The sequence below is a fragment of the Palleronia sp. genome (assembly GCF_042089775.1).
Classification (GTDB): domain Bacteria; phylum Pseudomonadota; class Alphaproteobacteria; order Rhodobacterales; family Rhodobacteraceae; genus Palleronia.
The window spans coordinates 1-14,255 of the sequence record NZ_JBELKF010000085.1 but is presented as its reverse complement, the minus strand read 5'-3'; the positions used below and the strand labels follow the sequence as shown (position 1 = coordinate 14,255).

Below are 14,255 nucleotides of genomic sequence, written 5' to 3'. Positions count from 1 at the left end.
GCCCGGCAGCAAGAGGGTCAGCTCAAAGCCTCAAAGCCAACTGCGATTCCCCTGCCGCCGAAGGGGCGGGCCGTTGCGCTGGAAACCTGAGAGGTCGGTTAGCTACGGGCGTGGATGGCGTCCTCGACCGTCCTGAGGCCGATCTTGGGGGATGAGACCAGCACAGCCATGTTACCCGGCTTGTGCTGGTTCTTGCGCATCTTCGTGTGCGCGCCCGGGATCTCTTTCCACGGGAACACCTCGGACATGCAGGGATCGAGGCGACGCTCGACCATCAGCTTGTTGGCGGCGGCGGCCTGCTTGAGATGCGCGAAGTGGGAGCCCTGGATGCGCTTCTGGTGCATCCAGATGTAGCGCGCATCCATCGTCAGGTTGTACCCCGTGGTGCCGGCGCAGATCACGACCATGCCGCCCTTCTTGCAGACGAAGGTCGAGACCGGGAACGTCGACTCTCCCGGATGCTCGAACACCATGTCGACGTTGACGCCCTTGCCCGTGATCTCCCACACGGCCTTGCCGAACTTGCGGACCTCGGCGAACCAGCGCTTGTAATCCTCGGTGTTGACGGTGGGAAGCTGCCCCCAGCAATCGAAATCCTTGCGGTTGATGACTCCCTTGGCCCCCAGCCCCATGACGAAGTCGCGCTTGTCCTCGTCCGAGATCACGCCGATCGCATTGCCGCCCGCCGTGTTGATCAGCTGGATCGCGTAAGAGCCGAGGCCGCCCGAAGCGCCCCAGACCAGCACGTTCTGCCCCGGCTTCAACTCGTGCGGATGGTGGCCGAAGAGCATTCGGTAGGCGGTGGCCAGCGTCAGAGTGTAGCAGGCCGCTTCTTCCCAGGTCAGGTGCTTGGGCCGCGGCATGAGCTGCTGGGCCTGCACGCAGGTGAACTGGGCGAACGAGCCGTCGGGCGTCTCGTAGCCCCAGATGCGCTGACTGGGCGAAAACATCGGGTCGCCGCCGTTGCATTCCTCGTCGTCCCCGTCGTCCTGGTTGCAGTGGATGACGACCTCGTCGCCGACCTTCCAGCTTTTGACCTTATCGCCAACGGCCCAGACGATCCCGCTCGCGTCGGAGCCGGCGATGTGGAAGTCGGCGCCGTGGACGTCGAACGGGCTGATCGGAACACCGAGCCCGGCCCAGACGCCATTGTAGTTGACGCCCGCAGCCATCACCAGAACCAGCACCTCGTGGCTGTCGGGGCGCGGCGTGTCCACGACTTCGAGCTGGAACGCCTGTTCGGGCTCGCCGTGGCGCTCGCGGCGGATGGCCCAGGCGTGCATCTGCGCAGGTACGTGGCCAAGCGGAGGAATCTCGCCGACCTCATACAGGTCTCGCGCTTCGGTCTTGGTCATCGTTTCGGCATCCATCGCCATTGTCGGCCCTCCCCGTCTTGCCGCATCGCGGCGGCACACTCGCTGCGTCTCCTCCAATTATTGGCCGACGGGAAATAATGCAACAACGATGAAGGGTTTTAGCGTAACTTTATGTCTCTGCCGATTGGCTGCGGCCAAGAACATGTTGCGACGCAGCATCGCGAGTGGGGACAGCGGCGGCGTAGAACGGCAGGACGCGGTAGCCCCGCTCGGTCACTTCGACTCGGTCTCCGGTGCGGCGCACCATGTGGCGCAGGACGAACATGCGCAGCATCCGCTCTACCGCGGCCTCGGGATCACCGCCGAGGCAGACAAAGTGTCCCTCGGCCTTCAGCGTCGTTGACTGCGCTGTGACGGAGCCGAGAACAGCCGAACGCTCGGCCGCCCCTTCCAGAAGGGCCGTCGCGACGAGGGGACCGGCGAGGACCGGCACGTTCGTTCGGATGCGCCCCATCAGATCCTGCGCCAGTGCCTTCACGTTCAGGTTGGTGCCGTAGTCGGACAGCGGGATCGGCGCTCCGAAGCTGACCGCTGCAACCCCGAACTTGCGCACGCGCCCGCGCAGGCGGCGCCAAAGCCAGCGCAGAGTGAAGGCAGTCGCCGTCGGAATCGTGCCGCGGAAGCGCCGCGTCCCCTCGCGCCCCGCCGCCAAAAGGATGTTGTCCTCGAGCACCCGGTCGTAGTTGAGAGAGACGGGGATGAAGACGATCTCGCGCCCGTTCGGGTCGTAGCCGTCGCAGATATAGCTCAGAAGGCCGAGCTTGGGTGCACCGATCCGCCCGTCGAGGCTGAGCCCGCCTTCGGGAAAGATCGCCTGCGTCACGCCGCCGGCCACCGCCATCTGAACGTAGCGCGCCAGCACCCGGCGATAGAGCGGGTTGCGCGACCGACGGCGGATGAAATAGGCGCCCATGGCCCGGAACAGTCGCGACAGCGGCCAGATGCGCGCCCATTCTCCCACCGCATAAGCCAGGGCCGAGCGTTCGGCGGCGAGATAGGTGACCAGCACGTAGTCCATGTTCGACCGGTGGTTCATCACGAACACGACGGTTGCGTCCGCGCGGACCGCGGCCTCTTCGGCGCGCGAAACCTGGACATCGAAGAGCCGGGTGGACAGCCAGCGCGCGGCCCGCGTGGCGAATCCAAAATAGGCCGAGGCACTGAAGGAGGGGACGATCTCGCGCGCGTAGTGACGAGCCAGCGAGTGCGCCACGTCCTCGCGAATGCCCGTCTCGGACGCATGGGCCTGCACCGCCTCGATCACCGCAGGATCGTAGGAAAGCCGCAGGATCGTGTCCTGCCGCCTGAGCAGCTTGAACGGTTCGATCGGGTGGACCAGCCGCCGGTTCAAACGGGCGACAGCGCGTTCGAGCCGCCGCCGCAGGAACCATCGCACGGGCGGGATGAATACGTGGCTAAGCGCCGTGATCGCCGCAAACAGCAGGATCACCACGAAAAGCCACAGCGGAAGGGTCACAGTCTCGGCCATGGGTCCCGCTTGCCGCATCGCACGCCCTTAGGGAAGATGGCGCGATCGCTGCGCCTGCACAGTGTCTTGCGAACGCAGCATCTGGACACGAAACATTGTTGCGCGTATCACGTTCCGAAGCGAAGTTTCGTAAAGGCTGAATATGTCCGACACACCGCAGCCCGACCGCCCGTGGCTTTTCCGCACGTATGCGGGGCACTCCACCGCCGCCGCGTCCAACGCGCTGTATCGCGGCAACCTTGCCAAGGGCCAGACTGGCCTGTCGGTGGCGTTCGATCTGCCCACCCAGACCGGCTATGACAGCGACCACGTCCTGGCCCGCGGAGAGGTCGGAAAGGTTGGTGTGCCCATTGCACATCTGGGCGACATGCGCACGCTGTTCGACGGCATACCGCTTGAGCAGATGAATACATCGATGACCATCAATGCCACGGCGCCGTGGCTATTGGCCCTCTATATCGCGGTGGCCGAGGAGCAGGGCGTCGACGTGGCGAACCTGCAAGGCACGGTGCAGAACGATATCATCAAGGAGTACCTCTCTCGCGGGACGTATATCTGTCCCCCGAAGCCGTCCCTGCGGATGATTACCGACGTCGCCGCCTATACCCGTGAGCACCTGCCGAAATGGAACCCGATGAACGTGTGTTCCTATCACCTGCAAGAGGCCGGCGCGACGCCGCAACAGGAGCTGGCCTTTGCGCTGGCCACGGCGCAGGCGGTGCTGGATGACCTTCAGAAGAAGGTCGATCCCGCCGACTTCCCGGAAATGGTCGGCCGCATCTCGTTCTTCGTGAATGCGGGCATCCGTTTCGTGACCGAGATGTGCAAGATAAGGGCGTTCGTGGCGCTCTGGGAAGAGATCTGTCGTGATCGCTACGGCGTGACAGACCCAAAGTTCTGCCGCTTCCGCTATGGGGTGCAGGTCAATTCCCTTGGCCTGACGGAGCAGCAGCCGGAAAACAACGTCTACCGCATCCTGCTCGAGATGCTGGCCGTCACGTTGTCCAAGAACGCTCGCGCGCGCGCAGTTCAATTGCCCGCGTGGAACGAGGCATTGGGGCTTCCGCGTCCCTGGGACCAGCAGTGGTCCCTGAGGATGCAGCAGATCCTTGCCTTCGAGACCGATCTTCTTGAATACGACGATTTATTTGACGGCAATCCCGCGGTGGAACGTAAGGTCGCCGAAATGATCCAGGGCGCCCGGGACGAGATGCGCCAGATCGACGCAATGGGCGGCGCGGTCAACGCGATTGAGCATATGAAGTCGCGGCTGGTCGAATCCAATGCCGACCGCATCGCCGCCATCGAATCCGGGGAAACCCCGGTCATCGGCGTCAATCGTTACGAAGTTGGAGAGCCCTCTCCGCTCACCTCTGGCCCCGAGGCTGTCATGGTAGCCGACCCTGCCGCCGAGGCCGACCAGATCGCGCGCCTTGAGGCGTGGCGGGCGTCGCGCGACGAGGCCGGCGTCACAGCCGCCCTTGAGGCTCTGCGCCGCGCCGCGCAAGAGGGCACGAACATCATGCCGCCCTCGATCGATGCGGCCAAGGCCGGCGCCACCACCGGCGAATGGGGCGACGTGCTTCGACAGGCGTTCGGGCAGTATCGGGGGCCGACAGGCGTCGCCGCCGCCCCGTCGAACCGCGTGCAGGCACTGGATGACGTTCGGGCCAAGGTCGATGCGGTATCGGCAAAGCTGGGTCGGCGGCTCTCATTCATGGTGGCGAAGCCTGGCCTCGACGGCCATTCAAACGGCGCGGAACAAATCGCGGCACGGGCCCGCGATTGTGGCATCGCGATTACCTATGACGGGATTCGACTGACGCCCGAGGAGATTGTCTCGCGCGTGGCAGAGGAACGTCCTCATGTCCTCGGGCTATCCATTCTCTCCGGCAGCCATATACCGCTCGTCGAAAGTCTCATGAATTTGATGAGAGATCGCGGACTGGCAATCCCTGTCGTGCTGGGGGGGATCGTACCGAAGGCGGATGCTGAACGACTATCCGCTGAGGGTATCGCGCGGATTTATACCCCGAAGGACTTCGAAATCAATCGCATCATCACCGATGTCGTCGCTTTGGCAGAACCCGCCGAGATGGAAGCGAAATGAGCGGACGACCGCAACCTGACCAAAATGGCCGTTTGGAAGTTCAGAATTCAGTTGATCCTGCCTGAAAAACGATCATATCGCATCCAGATGAACTTTTACGGAAAAGGATGCGCTGCATGTCGATAGACCTAGACTCGATGTCCCGTGACGATTTGCTCACGCTGAAGCAGGACGTTGATCGCGCGCTCGCCACGCTTGACGAGCGTAGAAAAGCCGAAGCCCGCGCTGCAGCCGAAAAAGCGGCGCGTGATCACGGCTTCAATCTTGATGATCTGCTGGTTGCGCAGAAGAAAAGCGGCAAGAAAAACCCGCCGAAATACCGCAACCCCGAGGACCCGCGACAGACGTGGTCCGGGCGTGGACGCCAGCCGGGCTGGGTCAAGGCAGCGCTGGAAAACGGGCAGAGTCTGGAAGATTTCGCGATCTGATCTCGCCCCTGTGGCACGCGAAAGGCCGCTTGGTGATCCAAGCGGCCTTTTTTACGTCCGAGCAGGCAGTTTCAGACCGCGCGTTCGATCATCAACTTCTTGATTTCCATGATGGCCTTGGCCGGGTTCAGCCCCTTCGGACAGGTCCGGGCGCAGTTCATGATCGTGTGGCAGCGATAGAGTTTGAACGGATCCTCAAGATCGTCCAGACGCTCGCCCGTTGCCTCGTCCCGGCTGTCCACAATCCAGCGGTAAGCATGAAGCAGCGCCGCCGGGCCTAGGTATCTGTCGCCATTCCACCAATAAGACGGGCAAGAGGTCGAGCAGCAGGCGCACATCACGCATTCATAGAGACCGTCGAGTTTCCTGCGATCCTCGATCGACTGGCGCCACTCTTTTTGAGGCGTGTTCGACGATGTCTCAAGCCAAGGCATGATGCTTTCGTGCTGAGCGTAAAAAAGGCTCAGGTCGGGGATCAGGTCCTTGACCACCGGCATATGCGGCAAGGGATAGATCTTGACCGTGCCCTTGACGTCGTCGATGCCGTAGATGCAGGCCAGCACATTCGCGCCGTCGATATTCATTGCGCAGGATCCGCAGATTCCCTCGCGGCACGAGCGCCGGAAAGACAAAGTCGGGTCGATCTCGTTTTTGATCTTGATGAGCGCGTCCAGCATCATTGGGCCGCAGCTATCAAGATCGACAAAATACGTATCGACGCGCGGATTCTCTCCGTCGTCGGGGCTCCAGCGGTAGATGTCGAACTGCTTGAGATTGGCCGCCCCCTCGGGCTTCGGCCACGTCTTGCCGGTGCGGATCGTCGAGTTCTTCGGAAGGGTCAGTTGAACCATGTCAATTCCTCGGATGCGGAATTATTCGGGAAGGGCGAAAGCCTGGGACTGTGCCAGGCAGGCAAGCGTTTCGGGCCGGCTGGAAATCGCGGCGATGGTTCCGGCCGTGGCGGCAGTCGGGCCAGTCACGCTGTCCGAGGCCAAGCCCACCAGTTCGGGTTGTGTGGCGTTGTCGATGACGCAGTTCAGCACCGGTTCGATCGGCAGGTCCGGATAGCGCGCGGCCAGCGAGCGAGTGACAACCGACCGAGCCGCCGAGCGTGTCAGTTCTTCACCGCTCATCGGGACGCAGCCAGCCAGCAAGGCCAGAAGGAGTACGCACCGGATCATCGAAGCACCAGGGGCTGCGTCGGCCCCTGCCCCGTGCGAGCCCGAATGCAGGCGTCATACACGGCCCCGGGATCGCGGCCGCGCAGATAATCGCTGGTGACGGATAACGACAAGCCCGTCGATACACCACCTGTGCCCACGCCGATCTCGGCGGCGCCCTGCGGAGCGGCTGCGGCTTGCGCGCGTGCGCTGCAGGCACGGTAAGCGGCCTCGGGCGACAGCGGCGCGCAGGCCGCGAGGATCAGGGGGGCCGCAATCAAAACGCGCATCCGATTGCCGCCCGACTATCGTTTTTGATGATATAGCCGGAGCCGCCGGAAAGCGCACTGTCGCTCGACCGCGTCGGGTACGGACATGGGCGCCCGTGCACATACTCGACCTGCGGTCGGTCGCGCAGCAGCTCGTAGAGGATGCCGCCACGCTGTACCCCGTCCCGAACCCGAACGACACGGCCATCCAGAACGCAGGTTCCGCCGGACGAAACGTCAGCACGCACAGCCATTGCCGCGCAATCCGGAACCTCCCGCCCATAGGCACCCGGTCCCTCGTAGCCGCCCGCCATCGCAGGGACCGGGAGGACGAGCGCCAGGGCGAGAGCCTGTGCGCGCATCAGTAAACCCGCGCTTTCGGCTTGATCCGATCAAGGTCGATGCCGCCTTCGTTGTGCCCGAGAATCGGGTCCACATGGACCGGGCGGTAGTCCAGTTCGACCTTGCCGTTGACCCGCGCGAGTGTGTGCTTACGCCAGTTTTCGTCGTCGCGATCCGGGTAATCCTCGTGCGCATGAGCGCCGCGGCTTTCCTTTCTCGCTTCGGCCGAGACGATGGTCGCCAAGGCGTTCGGCATCAGGTTCGTCAGTTCGAGCGTCTCCATCAGGTCAGTGTTCCAGATCAGCGAGCGGTCCGTCACACGCAGATCGTCCATCTTTCCTGAGACCTCGTACATCTTTTCGACACCTTGAGAGAGTGTCTCGTCGGTGCGGAACACCGCCGCGTCGTTCTGCATCGTGCGCTGCATCTCGTTGCGCAGCTCGGCCGTGCCGACGGTGCCCTTGGCGTAGCGCAGGCTGTCGAAGCGGCTGAGGGCCTTTTCGACCTGCGCCGTATTGACCGGCGCCGGCGCCGTCTCTGGGTCCACAACCTCGCCGGCCTTGATCGCCGCTGCCCGGCCGAAGACGACCAGGTCGATCAGCGAGTTCGATCCGAGTCGATTGGCCCCGTGCACCGATGCGCAGCCGGCCTCGCCCACTGCCATCAGGCCCGGCACGACCCGGTCGGGATCGTCCGCGGTCGGGTTCAGCACCTCGCCCCAGTAGTTCGTCGGAATGCCGCCCATGTTGTAGTGTACGGTGGGCAGAACCGGGATCGGCTCTTTCGTGACGTCCACGCCCGCAAAGATGCGCGCCGATTCCGAGATCCCGGGCAGACGCTCGGCCAGCGCCTCTTTCGGCAGGTGGTTCAGGTGCAGGTGGATATGGTCGCCGTCCTTGCCGACGCCACGCCCCTCGCGGATCTCCATGGTCATGCAGCGCGAGACGACGTCGCGGCTGGCCAGATCCTTGTAGGTGGGGGCGTAGCGTTCCATGAAGCGCTCGCCCTCGGAGTTGGTGAGGTAGCCGCCCTCGCCCCGCGCGCCTTCGGTGATCAGGCAGCCGGCGCCGTAGATGCCGGTGGGGTGGAACTGCACGAACTCCATGTCCTGAAGCGGCAGTCCCGCGCGAGAGGCCATGCCGCCGCCGTCACCCGTCACCGTGTGCGCCGAGGTGGCCGAGAAGTAGGCGCGGCCATAACCGCCTGTGGCGAGCACGGTCATCTTGGCATTGAAGACGTGCATGGTGCCGTCTTCGAGGTTCCACGCCAGAACCCCCTGGCACTGGCCGTCATCGCTCATCAGGAGGTCGATGGCGAAGTACTCGATGTAGAACTCGGCTTTCTGTTTCAGCGACTGGCCGTAGAGCGTGTGCAGGATCGCGTGCCCGGTACGGTCGGCAGCGGCGCAGGTGCGCTGCACCGGAGGGCCTTCGCCGAATTCGGTGGTATGGCCGCCGAACGGGCGCTGGTAGATCTGTCCCGTTTCGGTGCGCGAGAAGGGAACGCCGTAATGCTCGAGCTCGTACACCGCCTTGGGGGCCTCGCGGGCGAGGTATTCCATTGCATCGACATCGCCGAGCCAGTCCGACCCCTTCACGGTGTCGTACAGGTGCCACTGCCAGTTGTCGGGCCCCATATTGCCAAGCGACGCCGCAATGCCGCCTTGTGCGGCAACGGTGTGCGAGCGGGTCGGAAACACCTTGGTAACGCAAGCGGTGCGCAGGCCCTGCTCGGCCAGGCCAAGCGTCGCGCGCAGCCCGGAGCCACCCGCACCCACGACAATGGCGTCATAATTATGCGTCTCGTATTCGTAAGCAGCCATGTGTCAGCTCCTTCTCACAGCACCAGCGCAACCAGGGCGAACAGCCCGGCGGCGATAGCGACATAGGCAACGGCGTTCACGGCAATGATCGTGACCTTGCGGGTCGTGCCGCGCAGGTAATCCTCGATCGCGGTCTGCGCACCGTTCTTGAAGTGCAGCCAGCTCACGACGATCGTCAGGGCGGCGACGATCGCGGGAAACGGGCGGGAATAATAGAGGACGACCTCTTCGAAGCTTTCCCCCAGGATCGGTCCGAAGGTGAAGATGAAGAGGGGGACCAGGATCAGAAGGCCGACCGAAGACTGGATCATGCCCCAGTAGTGTTCGGTCCCTCGCTTGGCGGCGCCGAGGCCCCGGGCGCGCTTGCGGTAGGTCAGGTGAGAGTGTTCGCTGGGCGTCTCGGACATTGCGCGGGCCTCAGATGATAAGAGCGGTGAGGATGGTGAGCACGACCGAGCCGATGATGACGCCCCAGCCGAGAATACGCACTTCGCTGAGCGAGAAGCCCCGCCCGGTGTCCCAGTAAAGGTGCCGCAGGCCGGCCAGCGCGTGATACCACAGCGCCCAGAGCGACAGGAACATCACGAGGTCGCCGAACCACGAGGTCAGCACTGCATCGGCCGTCGCGAAGGCATCAGGCCCGCTCGCGGCAGCAAGGAGCCACCACGTCACAAGCAGCCCGCCCACGACCAGGGCGTTGCCGGTCACCCGGGTCATGATCGAGGTCACTGAATTGAGCTGGAAGCGATAGTACTTGCCCAGCATGAACGGCGACAGCGGTCTGTTCCCGCGGTTCACATCGGCCATGGCATTCCCTTCTTGGCGCAGCGCCTGGTCCAGTAACGGACGGCTGTTACGCTCTAGTTACGCATTTCGAGCCAAGTGTCACGACCTCGCGCCCCATCACATAGGCGCAGATACGCTAACAGGCAGATTTGCGATCACACCCCTTTGCCATGTGATCACACATGGAGTTAGCCGAGAAAATCGGTCGGACTCGACAGCCGAGCCGCTCAGATCGGCATCAGCGCCCAGTAGTCGAGGTCGAGCAGGACGTGCGGCAGGTACTTTCCGTCCGCGCCACGCAGCCCCCCGCCCCTCTCCTTCGTCGCGACGAGCCGCAGTCGGATCGCTCCGACGCCGGGGGCCCCGGTTTCGGCCCTATCGAGAACCTCGGACCACGCGCGGATGGTATCGCCAGCGAAGCAGGGGCTCGCGTGCGCTCCGCCGTTCAGCCCCACGATCATCTGCGCGTTGGCCAGCCCGTTGAAGGACAGCGCGCGCGCCATCGAGATGACGTGACCACCATAGATCAGCCGTCGGCCATCCTCGCGCTGCGTCGCGTCGAAATGCACCTTGGCCGTGTTCTGCCATAGCCGCGTGGCCATCATGTGCTCGGCCTCTTCGACCGTCACACCGTCCACATGGTCGATCGTTTCGCCGACGGCATAGTCGCCCAGCCGATGCGGCTCGCCCGCCAGGTCGAAGTCGTACGAGCCGAAGTCGAGTCCCGCCGGCACGACCAGGTCCCGGGGATCGACCGCATCGGACAACTCCGGCACCACGGGTTCCGGCGCCGCAGCCTCGGGGTTGCGCTTGCGCACCATCACCCAGCGGACGTAGCTCAGCACCGCCTCGTCCCGCTGATTGCGGCCCGTGGTGCGCACCCACACGACACCCGTCTGAGCGTTCGAGTTCTGCTTCAGCCCGATCACCTCGGAGGACGCCGTCAGCGTGTCCCCTGGCCAGACCGGCGCGAGCCACCGGCCCTCGGCGTAGCCCAGATTAGCGCGCGCGTTCAGCGAGATGTCGGGAACCGTCTTGCCGAACACCGTGTGGAACGCGATCAGGTCATCGAGCGGTGCGGCCGACAGACCGCAGGCCTGGGCGAAGCTGTCCGACGAGTAGAGCGCGTGGCGCGCCGGGTAGAGCGCGTGATAGAGTGCCCGCTCGCCCGCTCCCACCGTCCGCGGCACCGCGTGACGGACGACCTGCCCGACGCGGTAGTCCTCGAAGAAGTAGCCTTCGTGCGTCTTCGTCATTGCTGCCCGAGCTTCATGTCGGGCGAATAAGGCGCGTGGTCATGCTTCACCACGGCCTGAGCGCAGCGCATCACGTTGTTCTGTGCGTCATAGGCGTAGGAGGGGTCGCCGTAGAGCTCCCACCCTTTCGACAGGGCCTCAGACACCTTATGGCAGAAGGCCGACGTGTCGTCGGCGGTCAGCAGTCTATAGATCATGGAGTCACCGTGGAAAGGGCCAGACGCCGAGCCACGCGTGGATCGACGTGATGATGGCGTAGAGGATCAGGGATATGACGATAAGGCGGATCGTTCCCTTCGTCGAACCGCCGGTATAGGGCGCGGGCCGGGCCGTCGTCGCGTTCAGTAGGATCATCTCGCCCAGCGCCCAGGCGAGGAGCACGCCGAACAGCACGATCGAGGCAAGGTCGCCATTCACCGTCAGGTGCAGCGCCGCCCAGAGGGCGAAGCCCCACAGCTGCGGATGGCGGATCTTGCCGCGCAGGTTCGACTTGGAATTGTTCAGGCCGAACAGCGCGATTGCAACAATCATCAGCAGGTCGACCAGGTGCACGGTCCATTCGGGCGGAGTGTAGACGGCAATGAACGGGGCGCGCCGGTAGCCGATCACCATCAGGATAACCGCGACGACGAGCACCGCGGCAACCACGGCCTTCGAGGTGTTGTCGATGCGTGGCTCCTTGACCTCGCGGGCACCCGGCGCGACGCGCTTGTAGGCATGCCCCGCAATCCACAGGGCAAGACCCAGAACCAGAAGTACCATCAGTCACGTCCTTTCGCGGCTTCGAACTTGGCGAGTGTCTTGCGGGCGGTCGCCACGTGCAGGTTCTCGACGATCTTGCCGTCCACCACCGCCACCCCGCGGCCGGTGGCGTCGGCCTCCTGCCAGGCCTCGATCTGACGCCGCGCGAGGTCGGCGTCCGCCTCGGAAGGCGTAAAGATCTCGTTGCAGACGGAGATCTGCGCGGGGTGGATCAGACTCTTGCCGTCCATGCCAAGCATCCGCCCCTGCTGGCATTCGCGGCGCAGTCCATCCTCGTCCTTGAAGGCGTTGTAGACGCCGTCCACGCAGGCGATCCCGCCCATCCGCGCGGCCGCAAGGCAGGTCTGCAGGGCCATCATCAGCGGCAGCCGGTCGCCGCCCGTCTCGCAACCGATCTCGGCGGCAAGGTCGTTCGTGCCCAGCACGAACCCTTCCATCCTCGGCGCGCCGGCGATGTGGGCGGCATTGAACACGCCCGCGGTCGTCTCCATCATCGCCCAGATCCGCGTATCCACGGCAGCGCTGTGCCGAGAGAGCTTGCTGACAAGACGCTCGATATCGGCGGGGGCATTGACCTTGGGCAGCAGGATAGCGTGGGGCGATGCGCTGGCGACGGCGTCCAGATCCTCGGCCCCCCATTCTGTGTCGAGGCTGTTGATCCGCACGATCGACGCACGGCCGCCGTAGCCGCCGGCGTTGAGGGCCTTGACCAGCGTCTCGCGCGCCGTGGCTTTTTCGTCGAGCGCGACGGCATCCTCGAGATCGAAGATGATCGCATCCACATCGAGCGTCCGCGCCTTCTCGAGCGCCCGCTCGTTCGACCCGGGGATATAGAGTACCGAGCGCCAGGACCGCATGTCGCCTCCTCCGTCCACGCAATATTCTGTCGCGACGTGACACAGGCTCGCACGATTGCGCAAGAGCTTTCTCGCCGCGGCGCGGCGCCCCGCCCCCCGCTCCGTTAACGAATCATAATCCATTCTTGCGCCACCCTCACGCCGATTCCCTCGGAGATCCATGCATGTCCCGTAACGCTATCCTGCTCGGCCTGTCGGCCCTCTCCATCGGCTGCCTGCTGGCGGTACGGCCAGCGTTGAGTGCGACGCCGCACTGCGCGCCGCGGCCGGACCTGGTCGAAACCCTGGCGGAACGGGGCGGCGAAAGCTGGCGGTCTTCGGGGCTCGCGCAGAACGGCTCCGTGGTCGAGACGTTCGCGGCGGATAACGGGAACTGGACGATCCTGATCACCCGGCCCGACGGCATCAGCTGCCAACTTGCCGCGGGCGAAGCCTTCGCCTCCGAAGCTTTGGGCGCTGAGCCGGCATGATTGGCCGGCGGCCCTGCCCCCGTCGCTGGAGCTTGACGAAATCACTTGCTTTCGGCGCCACACCGCTCGCTCGACAGCGGAATTTAGCCTGCGACGTCGAAGCGTTTCTCAGTCGCGGAACCAGCATGTTCGGCGGCAATTAGGTTCCTGAAAAGCGGTCGCGGCCGCGATACCCGAAAGGAACCAAGATGAAACGTATCTTGTCCACCAGCGCCCTGACGATCCTTCTGGCCTCCGGCACCGCCTACGCCCAGCAGACGACCCAGGGCGGTGAAATCTTCGCGACTGTGCCGGCCGAGCCGTCGATGTTGCTTGGCACCGACTACATCGGTCAGAACGTCTATTCGACGATGGGCTATGACGCTTCGGCCCAGGAGACGAACGGGCTCGTGACAGACGCCGAGACCGAGGTCGAGGGAACCGCAACCGGGGCCCTTACCGAGGGCGAAGCCGAGGTCGAGCAGGAAACGGTCGCGACGCAGTCGCAGCCCGAGAACGTGGGTGAGATCAGCGACATCATCATGACGCAGGACGGTCAGGTCGAGTACGTGATCCTCGGCGTCGGCGGCTTCCTCGGCATCGGTCAGCAGGATGTTGCGGTCAACTTCGACGCCCTCTCCGTCCAGCCTGATCCGCAAAACGAAGGCGAGATGATGATCATGATCAACGCCACGCAGGAGCAAATCGAAAACGCTCCGACGTTCGATCGCTCGATCTATGAAGGCGTTGCCCGGGACGGCTCCGCCACGATGCAGTCGACGGAAACGGAGGCCGAGACGGTGACCACCACCGTCACGCAAGAGCCGGCCGAAGAAGCCGCTGCCGAGACTGAGGCCACCGTCGAAAGCACGATGGACCAGACCGAGCAGACAGTCGAAGGTGCTGCGAACGAGGCCGGTCAAGCCTTGGAAGGCGCCGCGAACGAAACCGAGCAGGCCCTCGAAGGCGCTGCGCAGTCCGCTGGCAACGCGGCCAGCGAAGCGGCGTCTGAAGCCGGTCAGGCCGTCGAGCAGACGGGTGACGCGATCGAGAATCCCACCGATGAAGCTGCTCCGGCGAACTGATCCGTTACATGCTTAGGCTCTGGACTCATAACCAGAAGATGACGGTAGCGGCGAGGGCGATGGC

17 protein-coding genes are annotated in these 14,255 nt (G+C 64.2%); 5 read left to right on the top strand and 12 right to left on the bottom strand.

Annotation, left to right across the window (positions count from 1 at the left end):
• Positions 1–98: 98 nt before the first annotated feature.
• Together ccrA and ACFDS3_RS16185 are read right to left on the bottom strand one after the other, a co-directional pair.
• Entirely contained in the window at positions 99–1,376 is a 1,278-nt protein-coding gene (gene ccrA, locus ACFDS3_RS16190) for a crotonyl-CoA carboxylase/reductase (protein WP_375263392.1), read from the bottom strand.
• Between the two features lie 109 nt (positions 1,377–1,485).
• The gene (locus ACFDS3_RS16185; RefSeq protein ID WP_375263391.1) at positions 1,486–2,865 is read right to left on the bottom strand and encodes a 1-acyl-sn-glycerol-3-phosphate acyltransferase; all 1,380 of its coding nucleotides are present in this window, start codon (positions 2,863–2,865) and stop codon (positions 1,486–1,488) included.
• A gap of 142 nt (positions 2,866–3,007) precedes the next feature.
• Between ACFDS3_RS16185 and ACFDS3_RS16180 the strand changes: the two genes are divergently transcribed.
• Together ACFDS3_RS16180 and ACFDS3_RS16175 are read left to right on the top strand one after the other, a co-directional pair.
• On the top strand, positions 3,008–4,975 hold the full coding sequence (locus ACFDS3_RS16180; RefSeq protein ID WP_375263390.1) for a methylmalonyl-CoA mutase family protein: 1,968 nt from the start codon (positions 3,008–3,010) through the stop codon (positions 4,973–4,975).
• A gap of 137 nt (positions 4,976–5,112) precedes the next feature.
• Positions 5,113–5,403, top strand: a complete 291-nt coding sequence (locus tag ACFDS3_RS16175; RefSeq protein WP_375263389.1) for an H-NS family nucleoid-associated regulatory protein — start codon at positions 5,113–5,115, stop codon at positions 5,401–5,403.
• A 71-nt stretch (positions 5,404–5,474) separates the two neighbouring features.
• Here the strand turns inward: ACFDS3_RS16175 and ACFDS3_RS16170 are convergent, their stop codons facing one another.
• From ACFDS3_RS16170 to ACFDS3_RS16160, 3 genes are read right to left on the bottom strand one after another with little or no spacing between them, the layout of a single operon-like run.
• Positions 5,475–6,254: a succinate dehydrogenase iron-sulfur subunit gene (locus ACFDS3_RS16170; protein ID WP_375263388.1), complete on the bottom strand. Its 780-nt coding sequence runs from the start codon at positions 6,252–6,254 to the stop codon at positions 5,475–5,477.
• A gap of 21 nt (positions 6,255–6,275) precedes the next feature.
• The gene (locus tag ACFDS3_RS16165; protein ID WP_375263387.1) at positions 6,276–6,584 is read right to left on the bottom strand and encodes a hypothetical protein; all 309 of its coding nucleotides are present in this window, start codon (positions 6,582–6,584) and stop codon (positions 6,276–6,278) included.
• Positions 6,581–6,853 carry a hypothetical protein gene (locus ACFDS3_RS16160; protein ID WP_375263386.1) on the bottom strand — a complete coding sequence of 91 codons (273 nt, stop codon included), beginning with the start codon at positions 6,851–6,853 and terminating at the stop codon, positions 6,581–6,583. Before ACFDS3_RS16160 ends, ACFDS3_RS16165 begins: the two co-directional genes overlap by 4 nt.
• 95 nt (positions 6,854–6,948) lie before the next feature.
• On the opposite strand from ACFDS3_RS16160, the gene ACFDS3_RS16155 reads away from it, so the two are divergent.
• Positions 6,949–7,200 carry a hypothetical protein gene (locus ACFDS3_RS16155; protein WP_375263385.1) on the top strand — a complete coding sequence of 84 codons (252 nt, stop codon included), beginning with the start codon at positions 6,949–6,951 and terminating at the stop codon, positions 7,198–7,200.
• On the opposite strand, the gene sdhA is transcribed toward ACFDS3_RS16155, so the two are convergent.
• The 7 genes from sdhA to ACFDS3_RS16120 all read right to left on the bottom strand — a co-directional run bounded on the left by sdhA (position 7,194) and on the right by ACFDS3_RS16120 (position 12,657).
• Positions 7,194–8,996 carry a succinate dehydrogenase flavoprotein subunit gene (gene sdhA / locus ACFDS3_RS16150; protein WP_375263384.1) on the bottom strand — a complete coding sequence of 601 codons (1,803 nt, stop codon included), beginning with the start codon at positions 8,994–8,996 and terminating at the stop codon, positions 7,194–7,196. The two genes, ACFDS3_RS16155 and sdhA, sit on opposite strands and share 7 nt — an antisense overlap.
• Positions 8,997–9,010: 14 nt before the next feature.
• Positions 9,011–9,403: a succinate dehydrogenase, hydrophobic membrane anchor protein gene (locus ACFDS3_RS16145; RefSeq protein ID WP_375263383.1), complete on the bottom strand. Its 393-nt coding sequence runs from the start codon at positions 9,401–9,403 to the stop codon at positions 9,011–9,013.
• 10 nt (positions 9,404–9,413) lie between these two features.
• Complete coding sequence (gene sdhC / locus ACFDS3_RS16140; RefSeq protein WP_375263382.1) at positions 9,414–9,803, bottom strand: succinate dehydrogenase, cytochrome b556 subunit; 390 nt, start codon at positions 9,801–9,803, stop codon at positions 9,414–9,416.
• Between the two features lie 206 nt (positions 9,804–10,009).
• Positions 10,010–11,038, bottom strand: coding sequence for a MaoC family dehydratase (locus tag ACFDS3_RS16135; RefSeq protein ID WP_375263381.1), 1,029 nt, complete (start codon positions 11,036–11,038; stop codon positions 10,010–10,012).
• Positions 11,035–11,235 carry a DUF1737 domain-containing protein gene (locus ACFDS3_RS16130; protein ID WP_375263380.1) on the bottom strand — a complete coding sequence of 67 codons (201 nt, stop codon included), beginning with the start codon at positions 11,233–11,235 and terminating at the stop codon, positions 11,035–11,037. Before ACFDS3_RS16130 ends, ACFDS3_RS16135 begins: the two co-directional genes overlap by 4 nt.
• Before the next feature lie 4 nt (positions 11,236–11,239).
• On the bottom strand, positions 11,240–11,800 hold the full coding sequence (locus ACFDS3_RS16125) for an NnrU family protein (protein WP_375263379.1): 561 nt from the start codon (positions 11,798–11,800) through the stop codon (positions 11,240–11,242).
• A complete protein-coding gene (locus ACFDS3_RS16120) occupies positions 11,800–12,657 on the bottom strand; it encodes an HpcH/HpaI aldolase/citrate lyase family protein (protein WP_375263378.1) in 858 nt (285 codons plus the stop codon). Before ACFDS3_RS16120 ends, ACFDS3_RS16125 begins: the two co-directional genes overlap by 1 nt.
• 164 nt (positions 12,658–12,821) lie before the next feature.
• Here ACFDS3_RS16120 and ACFDS3_RS16115 point away from each other — a divergent pair, with 164 nt between their 5' ends.
• Entirely contained in the window at positions 12,822–13,127 is a 306-nt protein-coding gene (locus tag ACFDS3_RS16115) for a hypothetical protein (RefSeq protein WP_375263377.1), read from the top strand.
• Positions 13,128–13,315: 188 nt separating this feature from the next.
• A complete protein-coding gene (locus ACFDS3_RS16110; RefSeq protein ID WP_375263376.1) occupies positions 13,316–14,191 on the top strand; it encodes a PRC-barrel domain-containing protein in 876 nt (291 codons plus the stop codon).
• Positions 14,192–14,255: the final 64 nt, after the last annotated feature.